The organism is Cupriavidus gilardii, from assembly GCF_017598945.1.
Taxonomy (GTDB): Bacteria; Pseudomonadota; Gammaproteobacteria; order Burkholderiales; family Burkholderiaceae; genus Cupriavidus; species Cupriavidus gilardii_E.
Genome location: NZ_JAGFTW010000005.1, coordinates 86,553 through 106,244 on the forward strand (window position 1 = coordinate 86,553; position 19,692 = coordinate 106,244).

Here is a 19,692-nt window from a genome sequence, read left to right on the forward strand (position 1 = left end):
GTGAGGCGACTGCGGCGCGCCGGGGCGGCGCGCGGTTTAACCCGGCATTGTACGCGATGCAGCGCGGGGGCAAGGGGCCCTGGAGCCTTGGTGGCCTTGGTGGCTCCCGGCGGCCGGCTGGGCGCAAGCCGGGCCTGGCGTCGGCCGAACCCTCGGCTGAGGTCGGCCTGGCCTGTCCCTCAGTCCGCCTTGGCCTCGGCGCTCAGCATTCGTTCCACGTAGCGGGCGATCAGGTCGATCTCGAGATTGACCTTCGCGCCGGGACGCAGCTCCTGCAGCGTGGTGACCTCGATCGTATGGGGAATCAGATTGATCGAGAACTCGCAGCCGTCCGCCTGGTCGGCGACGCGGTTGACGGTCAGCGAGACGCCGTTGACCACCACCGAGCCCTTGTAGGCCAGATAGCGCGCCAGCTCGCGCGGCGCCCGGATGCGCAGCTCGTGCGATTCGCCGACCGGCGCGAAATGGGTGACCTCGCCGAGGCCGTCGACATGGCCGGACACCAGATGGCCGCCCAGCCGGTCCGCCAGCCGCAGCGCCTTTTCCAGATTGACGCGGCCGGGCTGCGCCAGGCCGGTGGTCTTGTCCAGCGACTCGCGCGACACCTCGACGTCGAAACGGCCGGGCTGCAGCGCCACCACGGTCATGCAGGCGCCCTGGATGGCGATGCTGTCGCCGATCTGGACGTCGGACAGATCGAGGCCGCCGGCGTCGATCTGCAGGCGGACGCCGGCGTTCTCGGTGTTCGGGCCGCCAAGCGGCGTCACGGAGTCGATGCGGCCGACGGCCGCCACAATGCCAGTAAACATGGTCTGGTCAGCAGAGAAGGAAATCGAGGGGAAAGAGGAAAGCGGCATGCTGGCAGTCCGGTGCGGGGGCCGTGCCGTTCAGCCGGCCGGATGGCGCCGTGCGATCAGCCGCAGGTCGTCGCCGATCTGCCGCACATCGTGCCAGCGAAAGGCCGGCGCATCCTGCAGGCGGGCCAGCGGCGGCAGGTTGAACATGCCCTGCGCGTCGCCGAGCAGCCGGGGCGCCAGATAGACCAGCAGTTCGTCGGCACAGCCCTCGCGGATCAGCGAGCCGTTGAGCTTGAAGCCGGCCTCGACGTGCAGCTCGTTGATGCCGCGCCGGCCCAGTTCCTCCAGCATGCGGCGCAGCTCGACCTTGCCGTGGGCGTTCGGCAGCACCACCACTTCGGCGCCGCGCGCCTCCAGCGCGGTGCGGCGCGCGCGATCGTCGATCGCGCAGAACACCAGCACGGGCTTGGCATAGCCGCCGGTGTCCGGCGTCAGCATGCGGGCGTCGAGCGGGACCTCGAGGCGCGAGTCGATCAGCACGCGTTGCGGCTGGCGCGGCGTGTCGATGGCACGCACGGTCAGCTGGGGGTCGTCGTCGCGCACCGTGCCGATGCCGGTCAGGATCGCGCAGGCGCGGGCCCGCCAGGCATGGCCGTCGTCGCGCGCGGCCTGGCCGGTGATCCACTGGCTGGTGCCGTCGTGCAGCGCGGTGCCGCCATCGAGCGATGCCGCGACTTTGACGCGGACCCAGGGCAGGCCGCGCGTCATGCGCGAGACGAAGCCGATATTCAGGTCGCGCGCCTCCTTTTCCAGCAGGCCGCAGCGCACGTCGATGCCGGCATCGCGCAGCCGCTGCAGGCCGCGGCCCGATACCGCGGGATTCGGATCCTCCATCGCCGCGACCACGCGCTTGACGCCGGCGCGCACCAGCGCATCGGCGCACGGCGGCGTGCGGCCGAAATGGCTGCACGGTTCGAGCGTGACGTAGGCGGTCGCCCCGGCCGGATCGATGCCGCGCGCGGCGGCGTTCTTCAGCGCCTGGATCTCCGCATGGTCCTGGCCAGCGGGCTGCGTATAGCCTTCCCCGATCACCTTGCCGCCCTTGGTCAGCACACAGCCCACGCGCGGATTCGGCGTGGTGATGAACATGCCCCGCGCGGCGAGCGCGAGGGCCTGCTGCATGGCGGCGTGGTCGGTATCGGAGAACATGGGTGGGCGGTTTCCTGCCGGTTGTCTTGGCTGGCGTGGCGGGCCGGGTCATTCGATCGGGCGTGCCGGGCGGCGGTCCGTGGCTGGGTTCGGCTCAGGGCTCGGCTCAGGGCTCGGGCCGCTCCGGCTGTCGCAGTCGGCGTCCTGTCCGGGTGTACAGCTGCGCAAGCGCCCCAGCGCGCCGAGCCTGACCTGACGTTGGGCGCGGCCGCAGCGCAGGGTAAAGGTGGCGGCATAGAAGCCGCCACGTTCCGACCGAGAGTATCCCACAGGAGCCAGACGCAGCGCGCGGCTGCCATCGGTAGCACGCAGCGCGACGCGCAGGCAGGCGGCGCCCAGGCCCACCGCCGACAACGCCGGCGCCTCGTTGGCCTCGCTTGCGACGATGCGCCAGCCGCGCGAGAAGTCGGCCGCGCCGGGCTGCGGCGCCAGCAGGACGGTGCTGCGCCTGGCCAGCGCGAATTCGCGCGCGGCTTCGATCGATGCCGCCAGCAGATCGGCCGCCAGGCGCACCTGCTGCCGCTCCAGCGCGTCGCGATAGGACGGATAGCCGGAAGCGGCCAGCGTCGCCGTGATCGCCATCGCGGCGAGCCATTCGATCAGCGCGGCGCCCGCCATGCTGTGGCGGTGCGCTCGGGCATCGCGGCGGGGCACCTTCAACAGCCTTCCGGCCACGGTACGGGGCCGGCCGTGTCCGCCGGTTCCAGCAGCCACGCTCCGCTGCTGCGCAGGATCAGCGTGCCGCAAGCGGGGTCGGGCCATTGGGGCACGGCGTGCAGTTCGATGCAAAGGCCGATGTCCGCGTCGCGCTGGCCGGCATCGGTGCAGGGCAGCGCCGCAAGGCGGTAGTGCGGGCGCGCTGGCGGCGCAGGCACCCACAGCGGCCAGCTTCCGGCCGGACGCTGGCCGCTGTCGTCGGCGAAGCTGCCGCGGGCCATCGCGTGGCGCTGCAATTCGAGCATCGCCGCGATCATCGCGGTGCGTGCTTGCGCGCGCCAGCTGCGTTGCACGTGGCGGTGCCAGCTGGTGGCCGCGATGCCGGCGACGATGGCGGCGATGACGATCGCGATCAGCAGCTCGATCAGCGTGAAGGCCGCGCGGTTGGGGGTCATGATCAAAAAGGCGGGACGAGCTCGCGCCAGCTCACGCGCCCGACTCGGCCGCGTCCGGGCTGGCTCGCCGCTGCCGCCCGTGGCGACGGATCGATCCATTCGGTCTGCAGCACGACGCGGGTGGCGGGGTCGCGGCCCTGACCGAGCGCGGTGATGCGATAGCGCTGCGGGGACGCACCAGCTGGGGTACCAGCGGGCGACGAGCCGCCGGCGCTCGGCAGTGGCAGGCGTTCGATCAGATAGCGCGGCACGATGGTCGTCCCCGCCATTTCCGGTGGAATCGGGGGCAAGGTGGCGCCGGTCACGCTGCCGATCGGTATGCCGATGTCGGGGGCGAGCAGGACGCCGTCCATCCAGGCGCGCCATGGCGGCGGCTGGCCTGGGACGGGGCTGCACAGGCCGCGCTGCGCCTGCGTGCCGCAATGCCCGGGCGCAGGCCATGAGGCAAAGCGGCCGGTGGAAACGGTCGATGCCGCGCCGGTGCCTTCCGCCGCTGCCGTGGCGCGCGACAGATCGCGCTCGCCATCGAACAGCGCCGTCTCGGCGCCGCGGAAGGCGATCTCGCGTTCGAGCCGCTGACCGATCGCCTGATGTCCCGCGAGCAGCAGCACGAACAGCGCGCCCGCCAGCGCCAGGGTCAGCGTCGACATCACCACCACGGAGATCAGCGTCATCGCACCTCCAGCACGGTGCCGCGGCGGCGCCTGCTCAATGGCCCTCAGCATGATGACGCCGCGCAGAATGGGGCATTGCGCAGCCATACCGTGGTGGCGAAGACCCGGCGCGAAGCGGCAGGACGCGTGCGCGGCACGAATGCGATGTCGTCGCCTTGCTCGCCCGCCGTGCGCGCCGGCAGCAGGGCAAGCGGCGAGGCTGGCGAGCCTGCCACGCCGGCCCCGGTGCGCAGCACCAGTGCGATCTGTACCGCCAACACCTTGCGCCAGGCAGCCGGCCCGTCGATGTTCAGCTCGCTGGCGCGCATCACGGTGTCGACGCGGCCATCGCCATCGCGATCGACACCGTAGCGCAGCTGCAGCGTCTCGACACCGCGGGCCAGCGCGCCCGAGTTCCACGTGTTGTTCGCGGTACCGCCATCGGCACGACCGGGGTAGCGACACAGCAGTTGCGGCTCGCCGTCCGCGCCGTCGGCGACGTACAGCAGATGGGCGCTCAGATAGCCTGCTACCCGCGGCGACGAGGCCGGCGCCGTTGCGGCCCCCGGCACCGTGACGGCGACCGGATACCCGCTGCAATCGGACAGATAGCGGTCCGGCATCGCCGGATCGCCGAACGGATGGTCACCGCCGAAGCGGATCCACAGCGCATCGCTGCCGGCGATGCCGGGTTTGCCGCAGTTCAGTGCGTCTCCGAGAGCCGGCTGGCCGCAGTCGTCGCGGCCGATCAGCGGCGGGGGCAGCGCGGCGGTCGGCGCCGGATGCCAACCCGCATGGCGCAGCAGCGTGGCGATGGTTTCCAGCAAGGCGCCGCCGCGCTGCTCCAGTTCGCGTTGCTCGGCGGCGATGACATAGGCGGTGCGCATGGTGTGGAACGTCGTCACCGCAGCGCCGGTCGCCAGCGTGCCGAGCAGCAAGCCGACCATCACCTCGACCAGCGACGACCCGGCCGGTGCGGCGGTGCGCCACGTCGGGTCCGCGCCGACGATGACGGTCGAGGCGATGGCGGGCGGCGCCACGACCATCGCGATCGTGATGATCGTCGCAATCATGGCCGCAACCGCAGCGCGATGGCGCGTAACGCGGTCCCGGGTGGGGCATCGCCAGCTTCCGTGCGTATGCCGGGTGTGGAAGGCAACGGACCGACCACGACGACGCGCAGGCCGGCGGGACAGCTCGACTGCGCGTCGGCCGGCACCGTCGCGCACCAGCGTGGCGATGGCAGGCCTGGACGCTGCGCGAGCGCCGGCAAGCGGGCGAGGTCGGGTACGGCTTCATGTCCCGCGAGCCCGGCCAACCCGGCCAGTTCGGCGCCCTCGGCGGCCAGCCGCAGCGCCTGCCCAATCAACAAGGGCTCGCGCCACCATTGCAGGGCGGTGGGGCCGAGCCAGGCCAGCGGCAGCAGGCCGATGCCGAGCAAGGCCAGTGCAACCAGCGATTCGAGCAGCAGGTATCCGCGGTGGCGTATCCACCGGCGGTTCGACAAGCAGAGGGGAGGGCAGTCACAAGAACCCGTGCGCCATCGAAGGGCGCCGGTGTCCGAGGCGCGGGAAGGCGCCGAAGCGGTCGACAACGCGGCCGACAACGCGGAAGCCGCCGAAGGGATTGCATCCATTGCTCTGGTCCTGTGCGTGACAAGCGGGGACCAGATTAGTCGTCAGCGAGCGGGAATAAGGTTTCCGACCGTGGAGGATCCGACAAGGATTGCAACAGCGGCAACCGTGCAACCGTGCAACGGTGTTCAGCGCTTGCCGTTGGGCGAACTGACTTCGGCCAGCACGTCGGAGAACTCGGACACGTCCTCGAAGCTGCGGTAGACCGAAGCGAAGCGGATATAGGCGATCTTGTCGAGCTTGCGCAGTTCGCGCATCACCAGTTCGCCGACCTGGCTGCTCGGAATTTCCTTCTGGCCCAGCGCCAGCAGCTTTTCCTCGATGCGCGCGATGGCCTCGTCGATGGCCTCGGCCGACACCGGGCGCTTGCGCAGGGCCAGCCGCATCGAATCCTTCAGCTTGCTGCGCGCGTAATCGACGCGGCTGCCGTTCTTCTTGACGATGGCCGGGAAGAACAGCTCGATCCGCTCATAGGTGGTGAAGCGCCGGTCGCAGGCCTCGCAACGGCGGCGCCGGCGCACGGTATCGCCTTCCTCGGACATGCGGGTGTCGAGCACCTGGGTATTGGAGTGACCGCAGAAGGGACATTTCATCGGACCACCTGGAGGCGGAGTTGGGCTGCCGCGCGCCCCGGCGCACCGGGGACGCGCGGCGACGGCCGATCAGCCGTAGACCGGGAAGCGCTTGGTCAGCGCCGCGACCTGCTCGCGCACGCGCGCGATGTTGTCGGCATCGTGGGGGTTGTCCAGCACGTCGGCGATCAGGTTGGCGACCTGGCGCGCTTCCTCTTCCTTGAAGCCGCGCGTGGTCATCGCCGGCGAACCCAGGCGGATGCCCGAGGTCACGAACGGCTTTTCCGGATCGTTGGGGATCGCGTTCTTGTTGACCGTGATATGCGCCTCGCCCAGGATCTTCTCGGCTTCCTTGCCGGTGATCTGCTTGGCGCGCAGGTCGACCAGCATCACATGGCTCTCGGTGCGGCCCGAGACGATGCGCAGACCGCGCGAGATCAGCGTTTCGGCCAGCACCTTCGCATTCTTGACCACCTGCTCCTGGTAGGCCTTGAACTCGGGCGAGAGCGCTTCCTTGAAGGCGACCGCCTTGCCGGCGATCACGTGCATCAGCGGACCGCCCTGGATGCCGGGGAAGATCGCCGAGTTGATGGCCTTCTCGTGCTCGGCCTTCATCAGGATCACGCCGCCGCGCGGGCCGCGCAGGCTCTTGTGCGTGGTGGTGGTGACGAAGTCCGCGTGCGGCACCGGATTCGGGTAGACGCCCGCGGCGATCAGGCCGGCGTAGTGCGCCATGTCGACCATGAAATAGGCGCCGACCGACCTGGCCACGGCGGCGATGCGCTCGAAGTCGATGCGCAGCGAGAAGGCCGACGCGCCGGCGATGATCAGCTTCGGCTTCTTCTCCTGGGCCAGCTTTTCCAGCGCGCCGTAGTCGATGTCCTCGTCGGCGTTCAGGCCGTAGCTGACCACGTTGAACCACTTGCCGCTCATGTTCAGCGCCATGCCGTGGGTCAGGTGGCCGCCTTCGGCCAGGCTCATGCCCATGATGGTGTCGCCCGGCTTGAGCACGGCGAAGAACACGCCCTGGTTCGCCTGCGAGCCCGAGTTCGGCTGCACGTTGGCGGCCTCGGCGCCGAACAGCTGCTTGACGCGGTCGATCGCCAGCTGCTCGACGATGTCGACATATTCGCAGCCGCCGTAATAGCGCTTGCCGGGATAGCCCTCGGCGTACTTGTTGGTCAGCTGCGAGCCCTGGGCGGCCATCACGGCCGGCGAGGTGTAGTTCTCGGAGGCGATCAGCTCGATATGGTCTTCCTGGCGCTGATTTTCCTGCTGGATGGCGGACCAGAGTTCGGGATCGATCTGGTCGATCGTGTAGCGGCTGCGTTCGAACATGGCGAAACTCGTCTGTAAATGGGTCGGTGAAATACGTCGGCGATTGACGCGAACGACGCGAATGACGCGATTACGGCGGATTACCGAAGGATACGGGAACGGTACGACGGTAGGGCGCGCGGGGAAGACGCATGCGAACCGCGTCGCCGGCGTGGGCACGAGGCCCGGAACTGGCGGCGCAGGGCGCACCCTGCTTCCCATTCGCTGGCCCAGGCGAGCGGCAGGCGCGGCGGCTATCGCAAGGGTCCGGGGCCGGGCGCGGCGCGCTGGCTTCGGACCGCTTCCGGTGGCTTGGCGCCAGAGATCTTGCGCTTCCTCGTGGTAGTGCCCACTGACTTCGCCAGTCGCGCAAGGTGGAATGGTTGGCCGGAGTTTACGCGAGGCACAGGCTCGCCGCAAGCCGGCCGGGCCGCCTGGCGCGGGGCCTGGCGGGCGATGAAGGGGGCGTTCGTCTGTCGGACGGCCCGGCGTTGCGTTGTCGGACGCCGTGTGACACCGAAGCCGCGCCCGCGTCCGTTACAATCGCGGCCATGAAGAATTTCGTATGGCCCCTGCGCGTCTACTGGGAAGACACGGACGCCGGCGGGGTGGTGTTCTACGCCAACTACCTCAAGTTTTTCGAACGCGCGCGCACCGAATGGCTGCGCGCGCTCGGTATCGAGCAGCAGGCCCTCGCCGACGAATCCGGCGTGGTCTTTGTCGTGCGCAGCACGGCGGTGGAATACAATGCGCCCGCCCGGCTGGACGATCTGCTGGAGATCCGCACCCGTATTGAACGGGTCGGGCCGGCCTCGGTCCAATTCGCCCAGGAAGCGTGGCGCGGGGAGCAGATGCTGGCCGCGGGCACGATCCGGGTGGGATGCGTGGACCGCGACAGCTTCCGCCCGGCCCCGATTCCCGCACCCGTCCTCGCAACCATCAAGACCGCTCGATGAATCCCGTGACCGTCACGCAAGACATGTCGATCCTTACGCTGGTGCTGCACGCCAGCTTCCTGGCGCAGGCCGTGATGGCCTTGCTGGTCGTCATGTCCCTGTTCTCCTGGACCTATATTTTCCGCAAGCACATGGCGCTGCGCGCCGCGCGCACCCAGACCGAAGGCTTCGAGCGCGATTTCTGGGCGGGCGGCGATCTGCAGGCGCTGTATCACAGCGCGGCCAACAACCGGCACAGCACCGGCGCGCTCGAGCGGATCTTCGAATCCGGCATGGGCGAATACCTGAAGGCGCGCGAGCGCAGCAACGACGCCGGCGCGCTGCTCGACGCGGCCCGCCGCGCGATGCGCGCGGCCTACCAGCGCGAGATGGACGTGCTCGAATCCCACCTGCCGTTCCTCGCCTCGGTGGGCTCGGTCAGCCCGTATATCGGTCTGTTCGGCACGGTCTGGGGCATCATGAACGCCTTCCGCGGCCTGTCCAACGTCCAGCAGGCGACGCTGGCCTCGGTCGCGCCCGGCATCGCCGAAGCGCTGGTCGCCACCGCGATCGGCCTGTTCGCCGCGATTCCGGCCGTGATCGCGTACAACCGCTACGCGACCGAGATCGACCGTCTGGCGATCCGCTTCGAGAGCTTCATGGAAGAATTCCTCAACATCCTGCAGCGGCAGACCCGCTGAAGGCCAGGCCAAGGAGAAGCGCAGCATGGCAGCCATTCAGCGCCGCGGCGGCTCGCGCCGCCGGGCCAGTGCCGACATCAACGTCGTGCCGTATATCGACGTGATGCTGGTTCTGCTCGTCATCTTCATGGTGGCGGCGCCGATCGTCAGCCCCGCCGTGGTGGACCTGCCGACCGTGGCCGACGCCACGCCGCAGCAGAAAACCCCGCCGATCGTCGTCACCGTGCACGAGGACGGCACGCTGACCGCGCGCGGCAAGAGCCCGGAGGGCGCCTCGTTCGAGCGCAAGCTCGACACCAAGGGCCTGCTGGACTTCGTGCACCAGCGCCAGAACGAGAACCCGGACCAGCCGGTGGTGATCGCCGCCGCCCGTGCGGTCAAGTACGAGGCGGTGCTCGACGTGATGTCCGAACTGAAGGCCGATGGCGTCAAGCGCGTCGGCCTGATGGTCAAGTCCAAGTAACCGCTGGATGACGACCGGATGTCGCCCGGAACCTTGCCGTTAGCCTTTCCCATGAAGACCGCCGACTCCTATCCGTATCAGCCGGTCAAGGAACGCGGCACGCTGCGCTCCTTCCTGCTGGCGCTCTTCATGCATCTGCTGCTGGCCATCGTGCTGTATTACGGTGTCAATTGGCAGATCAGCACCCCGGCCGGCGTCGAAGCCGAGTTGTGGGAGGAAGTCCCCGATACCCCGGCCCCGGAGCCCGCGCCGCGCCCGCAGCCGCAGCCGACCCCGGCGCCGCCTGCGCCCGTGGCGCAGCCCAAGCCGGAAGAAGACGCCGACATCGCGCTCGAGCGCCAGAAGCGCCGCGAAGCCGAGCAGCGGGAAGCCGCGCGCAAGCAGGCCGAGCTGAAGGCGCGCCAGGAGCGCGAGGAACGCGAGGCGGCCGAACGCCGCGAGGCGCAGCGCAAGGAAGAACAACGCAAGGAAGCCCTGCGCAAGGAAGAGCAGCGCAAGGAAGAACAGCGGAAAGAGGCGCAGCGCAAGGAAGACCAGCAGCGCGCCGACGAGCAGAAGCGCAAGGAGCAGGCCGAGCGCGAGCGCAAGGAAGAGCAGGCGAAGAAGGCCAAGGCCGACGCCGAGGCCAAGGCAAAAGCCAAGGCCGATGCCGAAGCCAAGGCCAAGCGCGAGGCCGCCGCCAATGCGCAGCGCCAGGCCGAACTGGCCCGCCTGAAGGCGCTGGCCGGCGGCAGCGGCTCGGGCGGCGGCACTTCCGAGAACGCCGGGTCGGGCGGCCGCGCCTCGCCAGGCTACGCCGACAAGGTGCGCCGCCGCGTCAAGCCGAACATCGTGTTTACCGAGGACGTGCAGGGCAATCCGACCGCCGTGGTGTCGGTGTCGCTGGCGCCGGACGGTTCGCTGCTGTCGGCCCGCCTGTCCAAGTCAAGCGGCAATTCGGCCTGGGACAACGCCGTGCTGCGCGCGGTCGAGCGTTCCGACCCGCTGCCGCGCGACGACAACGGCAAGGCGCCGTCGAGCTTCACGATCACTTTCCGGCCCAAGGACTGAGGCGGGGAAGCGTATGATTTGCAACATAGTGCAACCGGGATCGCTGCCTGCCGGGCGGCTGGCTACCATCCACGGTTGCCCGACGCGGCCCGGCGGCGCCTCGCTCCGCGCGCCGTTGCCGACGCGTCCGATGCATCGATTGACGATCTCGATCTAGATAGAGGAGCAGCATGCGATCGCTTTTGGCCCCGCTTTTGGCTCATTTGGCCCGTCCGGCCCATGGGGGCTTCGCCTATCGGGCGACCGACGCCCGCCGCGGCACCCCGGCCACGACCCTCACCAACCGGCGCACCGGCCGTTCGGCCGTGCTGGCCTGGATCACCATGGCGCTGGCCATGATGCTGACGATGGGCACGGCTCACGCCCAGCTGAACGTCGAAATCTCGGGCGTCGGCTCCAGCCAGTTCCCGATCGCCGTCGCCAACTTCCAGAATGAAGGCGCGGCGCCGACCAACCTGACCGCGATCATCCGCGCCGACCTGCAACGCAGCGGGCGTTTCCGCAACGTCGACGTGGCCGGCGCGACCGTGGCCGAGACCGCCAACGTCGATCTGGCCGGCTGGAAGACCCGCGGCGCCGACGCCTTCGTCGCCGGCAGCGTGACGCCGGCCGGCGGCGGGCGCTACGAGGTGCGCTTCCGCCTGTACGACACCGTCAAGGGCGCCAGCCTGGGCGGTCTCGCCTTTACCGTCGGCCAGGACCAGCTGCGCGTGACCGCGCACAAGATCGCCGACTATATCTACGAGAAGCTGCTGGGCGAGCGCGGCGTGTTCGCGACCCGGCTGTCCTATGTCTCGCGCGTCGGCAACCGCTTCCAGCTGTTGATCTCCGACTCCGACGGTCAGAACTCGCGCGTCGCGCTGACCAGCAACGAGCCGATCATCTCGCCGTCGTGGTCGCCGGACGGCGCCAAGGTGGCCTATGTCTCGTTCGAGGCGAAGAAGCCGGTGGTCTATGTGCATGACCTGGCCACGGGGCGCCGCACGCTGGTGTCGAACCAGAAGGGCAACAACAGCGCCCCGGCATGGTCGCCCGATGGCCGCCATCTGGCGCTGGCGCTGTCGCGCGACGGCAATACGCAGATCTATCAGGTCAACGCCGACGGTTCGGGGCTGCGCCGCCTGACCCGCAGCAGCGCGATCGATACCGAGCCGCAGTATTCGCCGGACGGCCGCTCCATCTACTTCACCAGCGACCGCGGGGGCGCGCCGCAGATCTACCGCATGCCGGCCGCCGGCGAAGAGTCGGGCGCCGCGCAGCGCGTGACCTTCAAGGGCAACTACAACGTCAGCCCGCGGATCTCGCCGGACGGCAAGCAGCTGGCGTACATTAGCCGCGGCGGCGGTTTCAAGCTGCAACTGATGGATCTGGCCAGCGGCGATGTCACCGCGCTGACCGACACGGCCAACGACGAGGCGCCGAGCTTCGCCGCCAACGGCAAGTACATTCTCTACGCCACTCGCGTCGGCGGTCGCGCGGTGCTGGCGGCGGTGTCGACCGATGGACGTACCAAGCAGGTTTTGTCGCTCCAGTCCGGCGAGGTTCGCGAGCCGTCCTGGGGACCCTTCATGCAATAACAGAAACAGGAGCCTCCTACCATGTCCAACATGATCACCAAGTCTCTCGCCATCGCCGTTCTGCTGACCCTCGGCGCCTGCTCGTCGGGCGTCAAGCTCGACGACTCCGCCAAGGCCGGTGCCGGCACCGGCGGCGCCTCGACCACCGACCCGCGCGCCGTCGCGCCGGTCGACGTCTCGCGCGATCCGCTGAACGACCCGAACAGCCCGCTGGCGCGCCGCAGCGTCTACTTCGACTTCGACAGCTACAGCGTCAAGCCGGAATACCAGGGCATGCTGAACGAGCACGCCAAGTACCTGCAGGGCAACCGCAGCCGCCGCATCCTGATCCAGGGCAACACCGACGAGCGCGGTACCAGCGAGTACAACCTGGCGCTGGGCCAGAAGCGTGCCGAGGCGGTGCGCCGTTCGCTGGCGACCATGGGCGTGCCCGAGAGCCAGATGGAAGCGGTCAGCCTGGGCAAGGAAAAGCCGAAGGCGACCGGTCATGACGAAGCGTCGTGGGCAGAGAACCGCCGCGCCGATATCGTGTATTGATACGGTCTGGAATCATTTCGATCCGTTGATCCTGCGCTGAAGAAAGTCGATCCATGAAAGCACGCGTCTTTACTCTGTCGTGGCTAGTCGCCGCAGTTTGTGCCGGCCTGTTGCCGGCCGCCCAGGCGCAGGCCGGTGTCTTCGACGATGACGAGGCGCGTCGCGCCATCATCACGCTGCGAGAGCAGTTCAATGGCTTCCAGGCCACTGCCTCGCAGCGGATCGACCAGAACAGCCGCGCCCAGATCGATATCCAGAACCAGCTCGAAGGGCTGCGCCAGGAAGTGGCGCGGCTGCGGGGCCAGAACGAGGTGCTGCAGAACGAGGTGGCCAATCTGCAGCGCCAGCAGAAGGACTACTACGCGGACCTGGACGCGCGGCTCAAGAAGTTCGAGCCGCAGCAGGTCACCGTGGAAGGCCAGCAGGGCCTGGCCCAGCCGGGCGAGAAGACCGAGTACGACGCCGCGCTCAAGCAGTTCCAGACCGGGGACTTCAAGGGTGCCGGCGCCAACTTCTCGGCCTTCATCAAGAAGTATCCGCAGAGCCCGTATCTGCCGCTGGCGCAGTACTGGCTGGGCAATTCGCTGTACGCCCAGCGCGACTACCGCGGCTCGATCACGGTGCTGCAGAACATGGTGCAGGCCAACCCGACGCACCCCAAGGTGCCCGACGCGATGATCGCGATCGCCAACAACCAGCTGGAATCGAACCAGAAGCCGGCGGCGCGCAAGACGCTCGAGCAGGTGGTGGCCAAGTATCCCGGCACCGAGGGCGCGCAGGCGGCCAGCAACCGGCTGAAGACGCTGAAGTAACGTCCCCTGGTCCCCTCGTCCCCTTCGTCCCGGCGTTCGCGGGGCGACGTGTGCAAGGATGCCGAAGGCCCGCGCAAGCGGGCCTTTTTTCGTGGCCGCGCTAAAATAACGGGTTACCCGATTTACCGCGAAGGCCGGCTGGCGCTTCGCGCGTTACCCGGCACGCGCCAATCCGAGATGACCCAACGCGCAATCGTCCTGCTTTCCGGCGGTCTGGACTCCGCCACCGTGCTTGCCATGGCCAATGCCCAGGGCTTCGAAACCTATGCGCTGTCGATGCGCTATGGCCAGCGGCATTCGTCCGAACTGGAGGCGGCCAGGCGTGTCGCCGCCGCGCTGGGCGCGAAGCGGCACGAGATCGTCGACCTGGATCTGCGCCGCTTCGGCGGCTCGGCGCTGACCGACGACACGCTGGACGTGCCGACCGATGGCGCGGCCGGCGGCATCCCCGTCACGTACGTGCCCGCACGCAACACCATCATGCTGTCGCTGGCCCTTGGCTGGGCCGAGGCGATCGGCGGCCGCGACCTGTTCTTCGGCGCCAATGCGGTCGATTATTCGGGCTATCCCGATTGCCGTCCGGAATATGTGCAGGCCTATGAAGCGCTGGCCAACCTGGCCACCAAGGCCGGCGTCGAGGGCGAGCGCATTCGGGTCCACGCACCGATCATCGATATGACCAAGGCCGAGATCATCCAGGCCGGTGTCCGGCTTGGGGTCGACTACGGCATGACCGTGTCGTGCTATCAGGCGGACGAGCAGGGCCGCGCCTGCGGCGTCTGCGATTCCTGCCGGATCCGCCGGGCGGGCTTCGAGGCCGCCGGCGTGCCGGACCCGACCCGCTATCAGAATGCCCCGGCGTCCTGATCGCCCTGGACCCGCTGTTCCGCTTGCCTCTTATCGTCCTGCCACCGGCCAACCGCCATGCCTGAAATCGACGTCCCCGCGCTGACGCGCACCGTGCTGGTCTGCACCTTCGCCCTGACGTTCCTGTTCGGGGCGGTGCTGCAGCGTACGCACTTCTGCACCATGGGCGCCGTCTCCGACATCGTCAACATGGGCGACTGGACCCGCATGCGCATGTGGGTGCTGGCGATCGGCGTTGCCATGATCGGCACCGGCGTGCTGGCGTGGTCGGGCCAGATCGATCCGGCCCGGACCATCTATGCGGCCGACAAGCTGGCGTGGGTGTCAGCACTGGTCGGCGGGCTGCTGTTCGGCTTCGGCATGGTGCTGGCATCGGGCTGCGGCAGCAAGACGCTGGTGCGGATCGGCGCCGGCAATCTGAAGTCGCTGGTGGTGTTCGTGTTTCTGGGCCTGTCGGCCTATATGACGCTGCGCGGCCTGTTCGGCGTGATCCGCGTCAATACCGTCGACGCGGTGGCGGTGCAGCTGCCGACCTCGCAGGACCTGCCGTCGCTGCTGGCCCAGACGGGCTTGTCGCGCGGCACGCTGCAGCTGGTGCTGGGGTTGCTGCTCGGCGGCGTGCTGTCGCTGTGGGCGCTGGCCGGCAAGGGCTTTCGCACCTTCGACAATCTGCTCGGCGGCATCGCGGTCGGCCTGATCATCGTGGCGATGTGGTACGTGTCGGGCCATCTCGGCTTCGTGCCCGAGGATCCGAACACGCTGGAAGAGGTATTCGTCGCCACCAACAGCGGCCGCATGGAAAGCCTGAGCTTCGTCGCGCCGTATGCCTATACGCTGGACTGGCTGATGATGTTCAGCGACAAGAGCAAGGTGCTGACCGTCGGCATCGTCAGCGTGATCGGCGTGATCGCCGGCGCGGCGGCCTATGCGCTGGCCTCGCGCACGTTCCGGTGGGAAGGCTTCGGCAATGCCGAGGACGTCGCCAACCATATCGTCGGCGGCATCCTGATGGGCGCCGGCGGTGTGACCGCGCTGGGCTGCACGATCGGGCAGGGGCTGTCCGGCGTATCGACGCTGGCGATCGGTTCGTTCATCGCGCTGGCCGGAATTCTGCTCGGCGCGGTGCTGGCGTTCCGCTACCAGATGTGGCGGCTGGAACGGATGGCCTGAGCCCGTCCGGTGGGGGGCGCCAGCGTGCGGCCAAGGGCATTGCCGTTGACATGATCAAGCGAGGCTGACTATAATCGCGGCTTCGGTTTTTTCGGGTCGTTAGCTCAGCCGGTAGAGCAGCGGACTTTTAATCCGTTGGTCGCAGGTTCGAATCCTGCACGACCCACCAGGTATTGAAGAAGGGCCTGTGGCGCAAGTCACAGGCCCTTTTAGTTTTACGTGGGCGCGTCTTGCATGGCGCCGCGCCGGCCGCGGCTTCAGCGGCCCGGGGCTGGCGGTTGCGTAGGCGGGGTAGGGGGCGTGGGCGGCGTGGGCGGGACCTTCGGCGTGGTGTTCGACTCCGTCTCCCGCATCGACACGAACAGATCCCAGCTGGCGATGAACAGCGCGGCAATCAGCGGTCCGATCACGAAGCCGTTGATGCCGAACAGCGCCATGCCGCCCAGCGTCGAGATCAGGATCACCCAGTCGGGCATCTTGGTGTCCTTGCCGACCAGAATGGGGCGCAGCACGTTGTCGACCGCGCCGATCACCAGCGCGCCGAACGCGATCACGGTGATGCCCTTCCAGATCACGCCGGTCAGCAGGAAATAGATCGCGACCGGCCCCCAGATCAGGCCCGCGCCGACCGCGGGCAGCAGCGACAGCACCGCCATCACCACGCCCCACAGCACCGCGCCCTGAATGCCCAATACGGCGAACAGCACGCCGCCGAGCAGGCCCTGCAGCGCGGCGACGGCGAGATTGCCCTTGATCGTGGCGCGGATCACGCCGGTGAACTTGAGCAGCAGCATCTGCTTGTGTTCTTCGCTGAGCGGCAGCGCCAGGCGGATCCTGCGCGTCAGCCTGGCGCCGTCGCGCAGCAGGAAGAACAGCAGATAGAGCATCACGCCGAAGCTGATGACGAACTGGAACGTGTTCTGGCCGATGCTGAGCGCCTGCGTCGCCAGGTATTGGCTGATCTGGCCGGCGGCGGTGGCGAGCTTTTCCTGGATCGAGGCGACGTCGTTCAGCTCGAGCCGTGTCAGCGCGGTATTGATCGTCGACGGCAGCGCGGCCACGGCCTGCTCGAAGTAGGCGGTGAAATTGATATGGCCGGAGCGGATCTGGTGCACCACCGCGGTGGTTTCATTGAGCAGCGAGGCGGTGACCAGGAACATCGGCAGCACCACCACCAGCAGGCACAGCAGCAGCGTGATCAGCGCTGCCAGGTTCGGATGGCCGCGCATCTTGCGCGTCAACAGATTGTTCAGCGGGGTGAAGATGATCGCCAGGATCACGCCCCAGAATACCGCGCCGAAAAACGGCTGAAGCACCCAGAAGAAGGCGATGGTGACGATGGCCAACAGCAGGTAGAAGGCCTTCTGGTGCATGGCGGTTCAGTGTCGAGGTGTCGAAGACACGAGATGGATGGGCGAAGGATCGGCGAAGGATCGGCGACCGGCTGGCGAGCCGGCGGCCCGTGCGGATGCCAGTGGTATCTGGTGTCCCGCGCCGGGGCGCGACGGCTCAGCGTACCAGCGGATCGTGAAAGCCGGTATCGGTGCGCGCGGGGGCGTCGCCACGGGCGGGGGCTGGTGCAGGGACATTGCCTTCCGGTGTCTGCGCGCGCGCTTGCTGCCAGGTCCGGTAGGCCCAATATCCGGCGCCCGCTACCGCGCCCAGCTTGGACAGCTTCCAGCCCCAGCGCAGTACCGGCACGCGCCGCATCAGCGGCAGCGCCAGCGACAGCGCCGAGCTCATGACCGGATAGTCCTTGGCCATGCCGAGCAGTTTCCACATCGATTGCGGCCGCGCCATGCGCGGCAGCCAGGCCCCGATGCGGCCGATGTTGCGGACGCTGGCACGCACGTCGGCGAGCGATTGGGCGCAATCGTAGCGCTCGAGCGCCGCACGCGTGATCAGCAATTCCTTGCGGACGGCCAGCGGCAGCCGCACTTCGCTCCCCGTGCGCCGGCGTGCCGGCGGTTCGGAACTCGCGGTGCGCGCGCCGACGCCGGTCGGCGGCATCGGCGGCAGTCCGGCATCGTTCAGCGCGGTGGCCGACGGCGTGGCGTAGGCGTCGGCCGAAGGTGCCGTGGCGGGGGCGGTCCGCGCAGGGGGCGGAGTAGAGTCCGGAGAAGCGGCCGGAGAGGCGGCCGGAGAAGCGGCCGGCGTCGGAGCGGGGGTCGGTGTCATTGGCGCAGGCTCTCCCGGTCCTTGTCGATTTCGGCCAGCGTGGCTTCGAACATCGGCGGCGAATTGCGGATGATGTTGCGTGCGGCAAGCAGGCAGATCGCGCTGAGCAGCAGATAGACCACGACCACCGCGCCCAGCGCCTGCACCCGGTAGTTGTCCCAGAACAGCAGCACGACCAGGCCGGTCAACGCGAACAGCGAGAGCCCGAAGAAGATCAGGCCGACCAGCGCCAGCAGCGCCATGCGCAACAGCCGCGATTTTTCCTCGGACAGTTCGACGCTGGCCAGTTCCAGTCGGGTCTGCACCATCGCCGCCACCGAGCTGCCCAGCGCGCGCAGCGAGTCCAGTAACTTGGGTGAGGAGGTGTCGGTCATGCGGTTCCGCTGATTGGAGTGTCGTCATGCGCCGCGTCGCGGCACCCGGCAGGAGGGGGCCCGCGCCATCGGCGCGCCAGGGGCGCCCGCGAACGGGGCCCGAGGGCGTCGGCGCGAAGGCCGGCAAGTCGCGGTCGGGCACCGGGACCCCAAGGGATCCCGTGCGCCCGGCCGGCTGGCATTACTTGCGGTTCAGCAGCAGCCCGATCAGCAGACCGGCACCGGCCGCGATGCCGACCGCGCGCCAGGGATGGTCGTGTACGTAGTCGTCGGTGGCGCGGGCCGCGGCCTTGCTCTTGGTGACGACGGCGTCCTGCAGGTCCTGCGCTTTTTCCTTGGCTTGCTTCAGCAGGCCCATGCCACGCTCGCGCAGTTCGGCGGCCTTCTCGCCGGTGGTCGAGGCGGCTTGTTTGAGCAGCTCCTCGGCATCGGACAGGACGGTTTTGACATCGCTCATCAGTTTCTCCTGGTTGCGGGCGGTTGTTTCGGATAGTTGCATGTTGGCCTTCCTCGCTCTCGTAGGGTGTCTTCGCCTTGCTGCGGTCCAAGCATTCCTAGGATATGCGGCGCTCAGCAATGGTTTCAAGACAGCGAGTCCTACAAGTCATGTAGGACATCGGCGCAGCGCGATGCAAACCTTAGGCGATTTTGATCGGCCGGCGCGCCCGTCGGCGTCTCGCGCCGTTTGGCGCGACCCCGGATCGCGAGGTGGCGGCGGGTTTCGGCGTCACGCCGAAGTCGTCGACGATGAATTCGGCAAATGACTTCGCGTGATGTTGTAGTGACTTTATATTTGTTTGTGTCTCACCGCAATCGGAATAGACTGGTCTGAGTCCGGGCGCTGGCTGGCCCGGAGGCAAGCATCATTGGATAAACACTGACGATCGACAGGCAAGGAGGCAACCATGGCACTCAGGCTAGGCGACATTGCGCCGGACTTCGAACAGGATTCCAGCGAAGGCCGCATCCGCTTTCACGAATGGCTGGGCAACAGCTGGGGCGTGCTGTTCTCCCATCCGGCGGACTTCACCCCGGTCTGCACCACCGAACTGGGGCTGACGGCCAAGCTCAAGGACGAGTTCGCCAGGCGCAATGTCAAGGCGATCGCGCTGTCGGTAGACCCGGTCGAGTCGCACCTGGGCTGGATCCAGGACATCAACGAGACGCAGGGCTGCCAGGTCAATTTCCCGATCCTGGCCGACGCCGACCGCAAGGTGTCCGAGCTCTACGACATGATCCATCCGAACGCCAACGAGACGCTGACCGTGCGTTCGCTGTTCGTGATCGATCCGAACAAGAAGGTGCGGCTGATCATCACCTATCCGGCCAGCACCGGCCGCAACTTCAACGAGATCCTGCGCGTCATCGACTCGCTGCAGCTGACCGACAAGCACAGCGTGGCGACACCGGGCAACTGGCAGCAGGGCGAGGATGTGGTGATCGTGCCGTCCTTGAAGGACGAAGAGGTGATCAAGCAGAAGTTCCCGAAGGGGTACAAGGCGATTCGCCCGTACCTGCGGATGACCCCGCAGCCGGACAAGCAGCAATAGCGTCGCAAGAAACAGAAACGCCGCCCCAGGCCCGCATCGTGCGCATGGCGCAAGCGGGGCCGGGGCGGCGGCAACGGTGTCGTACCGACGGGTTCGCCCGTCGTCTCCTTGGTAGTGTGCTTTGGCCCGGCGACAGCCGGGCCTTTTTATTGGGCCGTGCTTGCGTGCCCGGCCCGGTTCAGCG

General features: G+C 68.1%; 23 protein-coding genes and 1 tRNA gene. 11 read left to right on the forward strand and 13 right to left on the reverse strand.

The features are described from left to right. Positions 1–179: 179 nt before the first annotated feature. The 9 genes from J5T34_RS02695 to glyA all read right to left on the reverse strand — a co-directional run bounded on the left by J5T34_RS02695 (position 180) and on the right by glyA (position 7,315). A complete protein-coding gene (locus J5T34_RS02695; protein WP_208578429.1) occupies positions 180–809 on the reverse strand; it encodes a riboflavin synthase in 630 nt (209 codons plus the stop codon). Between the two features lie 78 nt (positions 810–887). Continuing rightward, positions 888–2,006, reverse strand: a complete 1,119-nt coding sequence (gene ribD / locus J5T34_RS02700) for a bifunctional diaminohydroxyphosphoribosylaminopyrimidine deaminase/5-amino-6-(5-phosphoribosylamino)uracil reductase RibD (RefSeq protein WP_208578431.1) — start codon at positions 2,004–2,006, stop codon at positions 888–890. A 48-nt stretch (positions 2,007–2,054) separates the two neighbouring features. Next, entirely contained in the window at positions 2,055–2,660 is a 606-nt protein-coding gene (locus J5T34_RS02705) for a GspH/FimT family pseudopilin (RefSeq protein ID WP_347880630.1), read from the reverse strand. Between the two features lie 2 nt (positions 2,661–2,662). Further along, positions 2,663–3,118 carry a type IV pilin protein gene (locus J5T34_RS02710; protein ID WP_208578433.1) on the reverse strand — a complete coding sequence of 152 codons (456 nt, stop codon included), beginning with the start codon at positions 3,116–3,118 and terminating at the stop codon, positions 2,663–2,665. A gap of 2 nt (positions 3,119–3,120) precedes the next feature. Next, positions 3,121–3,792 carry a pilus assembly protein gene (locus tag J5T34_RS02715; RefSeq protein WP_208578434.1) on the reverse strand — a complete coding sequence of 224 codons (672 nt, stop codon included), beginning with the start codon at positions 3,790–3,792 and terminating at the stop codon, positions 3,121–3,123. Between the two features lie 44 nt (positions 3,793–3,836). Continuing rightward, positions 3,837–4,844: a PilW family protein gene (locus tag J5T34_RS02720; RefSeq protein WP_244258666.1), complete on the reverse strand. Its 1,008-nt coding sequence runs from the start codon at positions 4,842–4,844 to the stop codon at positions 3,837–3,839. Then, positions 4,841–5,407, reverse strand: a complete 567-nt coding sequence (locus J5T34_RS02725) for a hypothetical protein (protein WP_208578435.1) — start codon at positions 5,405–5,407, stop codon at positions 4,841–4,843. Before J5T34_RS02725 ends, J5T34_RS02720 begins: the two co-directional genes overlap by 4 nt. Positions 5,408–5,533: 126 nt before the next feature. Continuing rightward, entirely contained in the window at positions 5,534–5,998 is a 465-nt protein-coding gene (nrdR, locus tag J5T34_RS02730) for a transcriptional regulator NrdR (RefSeq protein ID WP_053821213.1), read from the reverse strand. A gap of 69 nt (positions 5,999–6,067) precedes the next feature. Further along, complete coding sequence (glyA, locus tag J5T34_RS02735) at positions 6,068–7,315, reverse strand: serine hydroxymethyltransferase (RefSeq protein ID WP_208578436.1); 1,248 nt, start codon at positions 7,313–7,315, stop codon at positions 6,068–6,070. Positions 7,316–7,845: 530 nt separating this feature from the next. On the opposite strand from glyA, the gene ybgC reads away from it, so the two are divergent. The 10 genes from ybgC to J5T34_RS02785 all read left to right on the forward strand — a co-directional run bounded on the left by ybgC (position 7,846) and on the right by J5T34_RS02785 (position 15,575). Further along, positions 7,846–8,250 carry a tol-pal system-associated acyl-CoA thioesterase gene (ybgC, locus tag J5T34_RS02740; protein WP_208578437.1) on the forward strand — a complete coding sequence of 135 codons (405 nt, stop codon included), beginning with the start codon at positions 7,846–7,848 and terminating at the stop codon, positions 8,248–8,250. After that, positions 8,247–8,930 (forward strand): protein TolQ, encoded by a 684-nt coding sequence (gene tolQ / locus J5T34_RS02745; protein WP_174108784.1) that lies wholly within the window; start codon positions 8,247–8,249, stop codon positions 8,928–8,930. The genes ybgC and tolQ overlap by 4 nt, the downstream gene beginning before the upstream one ends. Positions 8,931–8,955: 25 nt before the next feature. Further along, positions 8,956–9,393 (forward strand): protein TolR, encoded by a 438-nt coding sequence (gene tolR / locus J5T34_RS02750; RefSeq protein ID WP_149317785.1) that lies wholly within the window; start codon positions 8,956–8,958, stop codon positions 9,391–9,393. Positions 9,394–9,444: 51 nt separating this feature from the next. Beyond that, on the forward strand, positions 9,445–10,443 hold the full coding sequence (gene tolA / locus J5T34_RS02755; protein WP_208578438.1) for a cell envelope integrity protein TolA: 999 nt from the start codon (positions 9,445–9,447) through the stop codon (positions 10,441–10,443). A gap of 323 nt (positions 10,444–10,766) precedes the next feature. Further along, positions 10,767–12,020, forward strand: a complete 1,254-nt coding sequence (gene tolB / locus J5T34_RS02760; RefSeq protein WP_208578543.1) for a Tol-Pal system beta propeller repeat protein TolB — start codon at positions 10,767–10,769, stop codon at positions 12,018–12,020. Positions 12,021–12,050: 30 nt separating this feature from the next. Next, complete coding sequence (pal, locus tag J5T34_RS02765) at positions 12,051–12,557, forward strand: peptidoglycan-associated lipoprotein Pal (RefSeq protein WP_432207621.1); 507 nt, start codon at positions 12,051–12,053, stop codon at positions 12,555–12,557. A gap of 53 nt (positions 12,558–12,610) precedes the next feature. Further along, positions 12,611–13,369, forward strand: a complete 759-nt coding sequence (gene ybgF, locus J5T34_RS02770) for a tol-pal system protein YbgF (RefSeq protein ID WP_208578440.1) — start codon at positions 12,611–12,613, stop codon at positions 13,367–13,369. 177 nt (positions 13,370–13,546) lie between these two features. Further along, positions 13,547–14,236, forward strand: a complete 690-nt coding sequence (gene queC / locus J5T34_RS02775; RefSeq protein WP_208578451.1) for a 7-cyano-7-deazaguanine synthase QueC — start codon at positions 13,547–13,549, stop codon at positions 14,234–14,236. Positions 14,237–14,293: 57 nt separating this feature from the next. Beyond that, on the forward strand, positions 14,294–15,406 hold the full coding sequence (locus J5T34_RS02780; protein ID WP_208578453.1) for a YeeE/YedE family protein: 1,113 nt from the start codon (positions 14,294–14,296) through the stop codon (positions 15,404–15,406). Positions 15,407–15,499: 93 nt separating this feature from the next. Next, a tRNA-Lys gene (locus J5T34_RS02785) sits at positions 15,500–15,575 on the forward strand. Between the two features lie 88 nt (positions 15,576–15,663). Here J5T34_RS02785 and J5T34_RS02790 read toward each other — a convergent pair. From J5T34_RS02790 to J5T34_RS02805, 4 genes are all read right to left on the reverse strand, one after another. Next, positions 15,664–16,779 (reverse strand): AI-2E family transporter, encoded by a 1,116-nt coding sequence (locus J5T34_RS02790; protein ID WP_208578455.1) that lies wholly within the window; start codon positions 16,777–16,779, stop codon positions 15,664–15,666. 136 nt (positions 16,780–16,915) lie between these two features. Further along, positions 16,916–17,584, reverse strand: coding sequence for a DUF3318 domain-containing protein (locus J5T34_RS02795; protein ID WP_244258667.1), 669 nt, complete (start codon positions 17,582–17,584; stop codon positions 16,916–16,918). After that, a complete protein-coding gene (locus J5T34_RS02800) occupies positions 17,581–17,958 on the reverse strand; it encodes a phage holin family protein (RefSeq protein WP_208578456.1) in 378 nt (125 codons plus the stop codon). The genes J5T34_RS02795 and J5T34_RS02800 overlap by 4 nt, the downstream gene beginning before the upstream one ends. 181 nt (positions 17,959–18,139) lie before the next feature. Beyond that, positions 18,140–18,457, reverse strand: a complete 318-nt coding sequence (locus J5T34_RS02805) for a DUF883 family protein (RefSeq protein ID WP_315904136.1) — start codon at positions 18,455–18,457, stop codon at positions 18,140–18,142. Between the two features lie 406 nt (positions 18,458–18,863). Here J5T34_RS02805 and J5T34_RS02810 point away from each other — a divergent pair, with 406 nt between their 5' ends. Next, a complete protein-coding gene (locus J5T34_RS02810; RefSeq protein WP_208578457.1) occupies positions 18,864–19,508 on the forward strand; it encodes a peroxiredoxin in 645 nt (214 codons plus the stop codon). The last annotated feature ends 184 nt before the right edge of the window (positions 19,509–19,692 follow it).

Bases quoted from the DNA above. Each gene is read 5' to 3' on its own strand.
- J5T34_RS02695 (WP_208578429.1), bottom strand. From the start codon at position 809: ATGTTTACTGGCATTGTGGCGGCCGTCGGCCGCATCGACTCCGTGACG.
- ribD (WP_208578431.1), bottom strand. From the start codon at position 2,006: ATGTTCTCCGATACCGACCACGCCGCCATGCAGCAGGCCCTCGCGCTC.
- J5T34_RS02710 (WP_208578433.1), bottom strand. From the start codon at position 3,118: ATGACCCCCAACCGCGCGGCCTTCACGCTGATCGAGCTGCTGATCGCG.
- J5T34_RS02715 (WP_208578434.1), bottom strand. From the start codon at position 3,792: ATGACGCTGATCTCCGTGGTGGTGATGTCGACGCTGACCCTGGCGCTG.
- J5T34_RS02720 (WP_244258666.1), bottom strand. From the start codon at position 4,844: ATGATTGCGACGATCATCACGATCGCGATGGTCGTGGCGCCGCCCGCC.
- J5T34_RS02725 (WP_208578435.1), bottom strand. From the start codon at position 5,407: ATGGATGCAATCCCTTCGGCGGCTTCCGCGTTGTCGGCCGCGTTGTCG.
- nrdR (WP_053821213.1), bottom strand. From the start codon at position 5,998: ATGAAATGTCCCTTCTGCGGTCACTCCAATACCCAGGTGCTCGACACC.
- glyA (WP_208578436.1), bottom strand. From the start codon at position 7,315: ATGTTCGAACGCAGCCGCTACACGATCGACCAGATCGATCCCGAACTC.
- ybgC (WP_208578437.1), top strand. From the start codon at position 7,846: ATGAAGAATTTCGTATGGCCCCTGCGCGTCTACTGGGAAGACACGGAC.
- tolQ (WP_174108784.1), top strand. From the start codon at position 8,247: ATGAATCCCGTGACCGTCACGCAAGACATGTCGATCCTTACGCTGGTG.
- tolR (WP_149317785.1), top strand. From the start codon at position 8,956: ATGGCAGCCATTCAGCGCCGCGGCGGCTCGCGCCGCCGGGCCAGTGCC.
- tolA (WP_208578438.1), top strand. From the start codon at position 9,445: ATGAAGACCGCCGACTCCTATCCGTATCAGCCGGTCAAGGAACGCGGC.
- tolB (WP_208578543.1), top strand. From the start codon at position 10,767: ATGGCGCTGGCCATGATGCTGACGATGGGCACGGCTCACGCCCAGCTG.
- pal (WP_432207621.1), top strand. From the start codon at position 12,051: ATGATCACCAAGTCTCTCGCCATCGCCGTTCTGCTGACCCTCGGCGCC.
- ybgF (WP_208578440.1), top strand. From the start codon at position 12,611: ATGAAAGCACGCGTCTTTACTCTGTCGTGGCTAGTCGCCGCAGTTTGT.
- queC (WP_208578451.1), top strand. From the start codon at position 13,547: ATGACCCAACGCGCAATCGTCCTGCTTTCCGGCGGTCTGGACTCCGCC.
- J5T34_RS02780 (WP_208578453.1), top strand. From the start codon at position 14,294: ATGCCTGAAATCGACGTCCCCGCGCTGACGCGCACCGTGCTGGTCTGC.
- J5T34_RS02790 (WP_208578455.1), bottom strand. From the start codon at position 16,779: ATGCACCAGAAGGCCTTCTACCTGCTGTTGGCCATCGTCACCATCGCC.
- J5T34_RS02795 (WP_244258667.1), bottom strand. From the start codon at position 17,584: ATGACACCGACCCCCGCTCCGACGCCGGCCGCTTCTCCGGCCGCCTCT.
- J5T34_RS02800 (WP_208578456.1), bottom strand. From the start codon at position 17,958: ATGACCGACACCTCCTCACCCAAGTTACTGGACTCGCTGCGCGCGCTG.
- J5T34_RS02805 (WP_315904136.1), bottom strand. From the start codon at position 18,457: ATGCAACTATCCGAAACAACCGCCCGCAACCAGGAGAAACTGATGAGC.
- J5T34_RS02810 (WP_208578457.1), top strand. From the start codon at position 18,864: ATGGCACTCAGGCTAGGCGACATTGCGCCGGACTTCGAACAGGATTCC.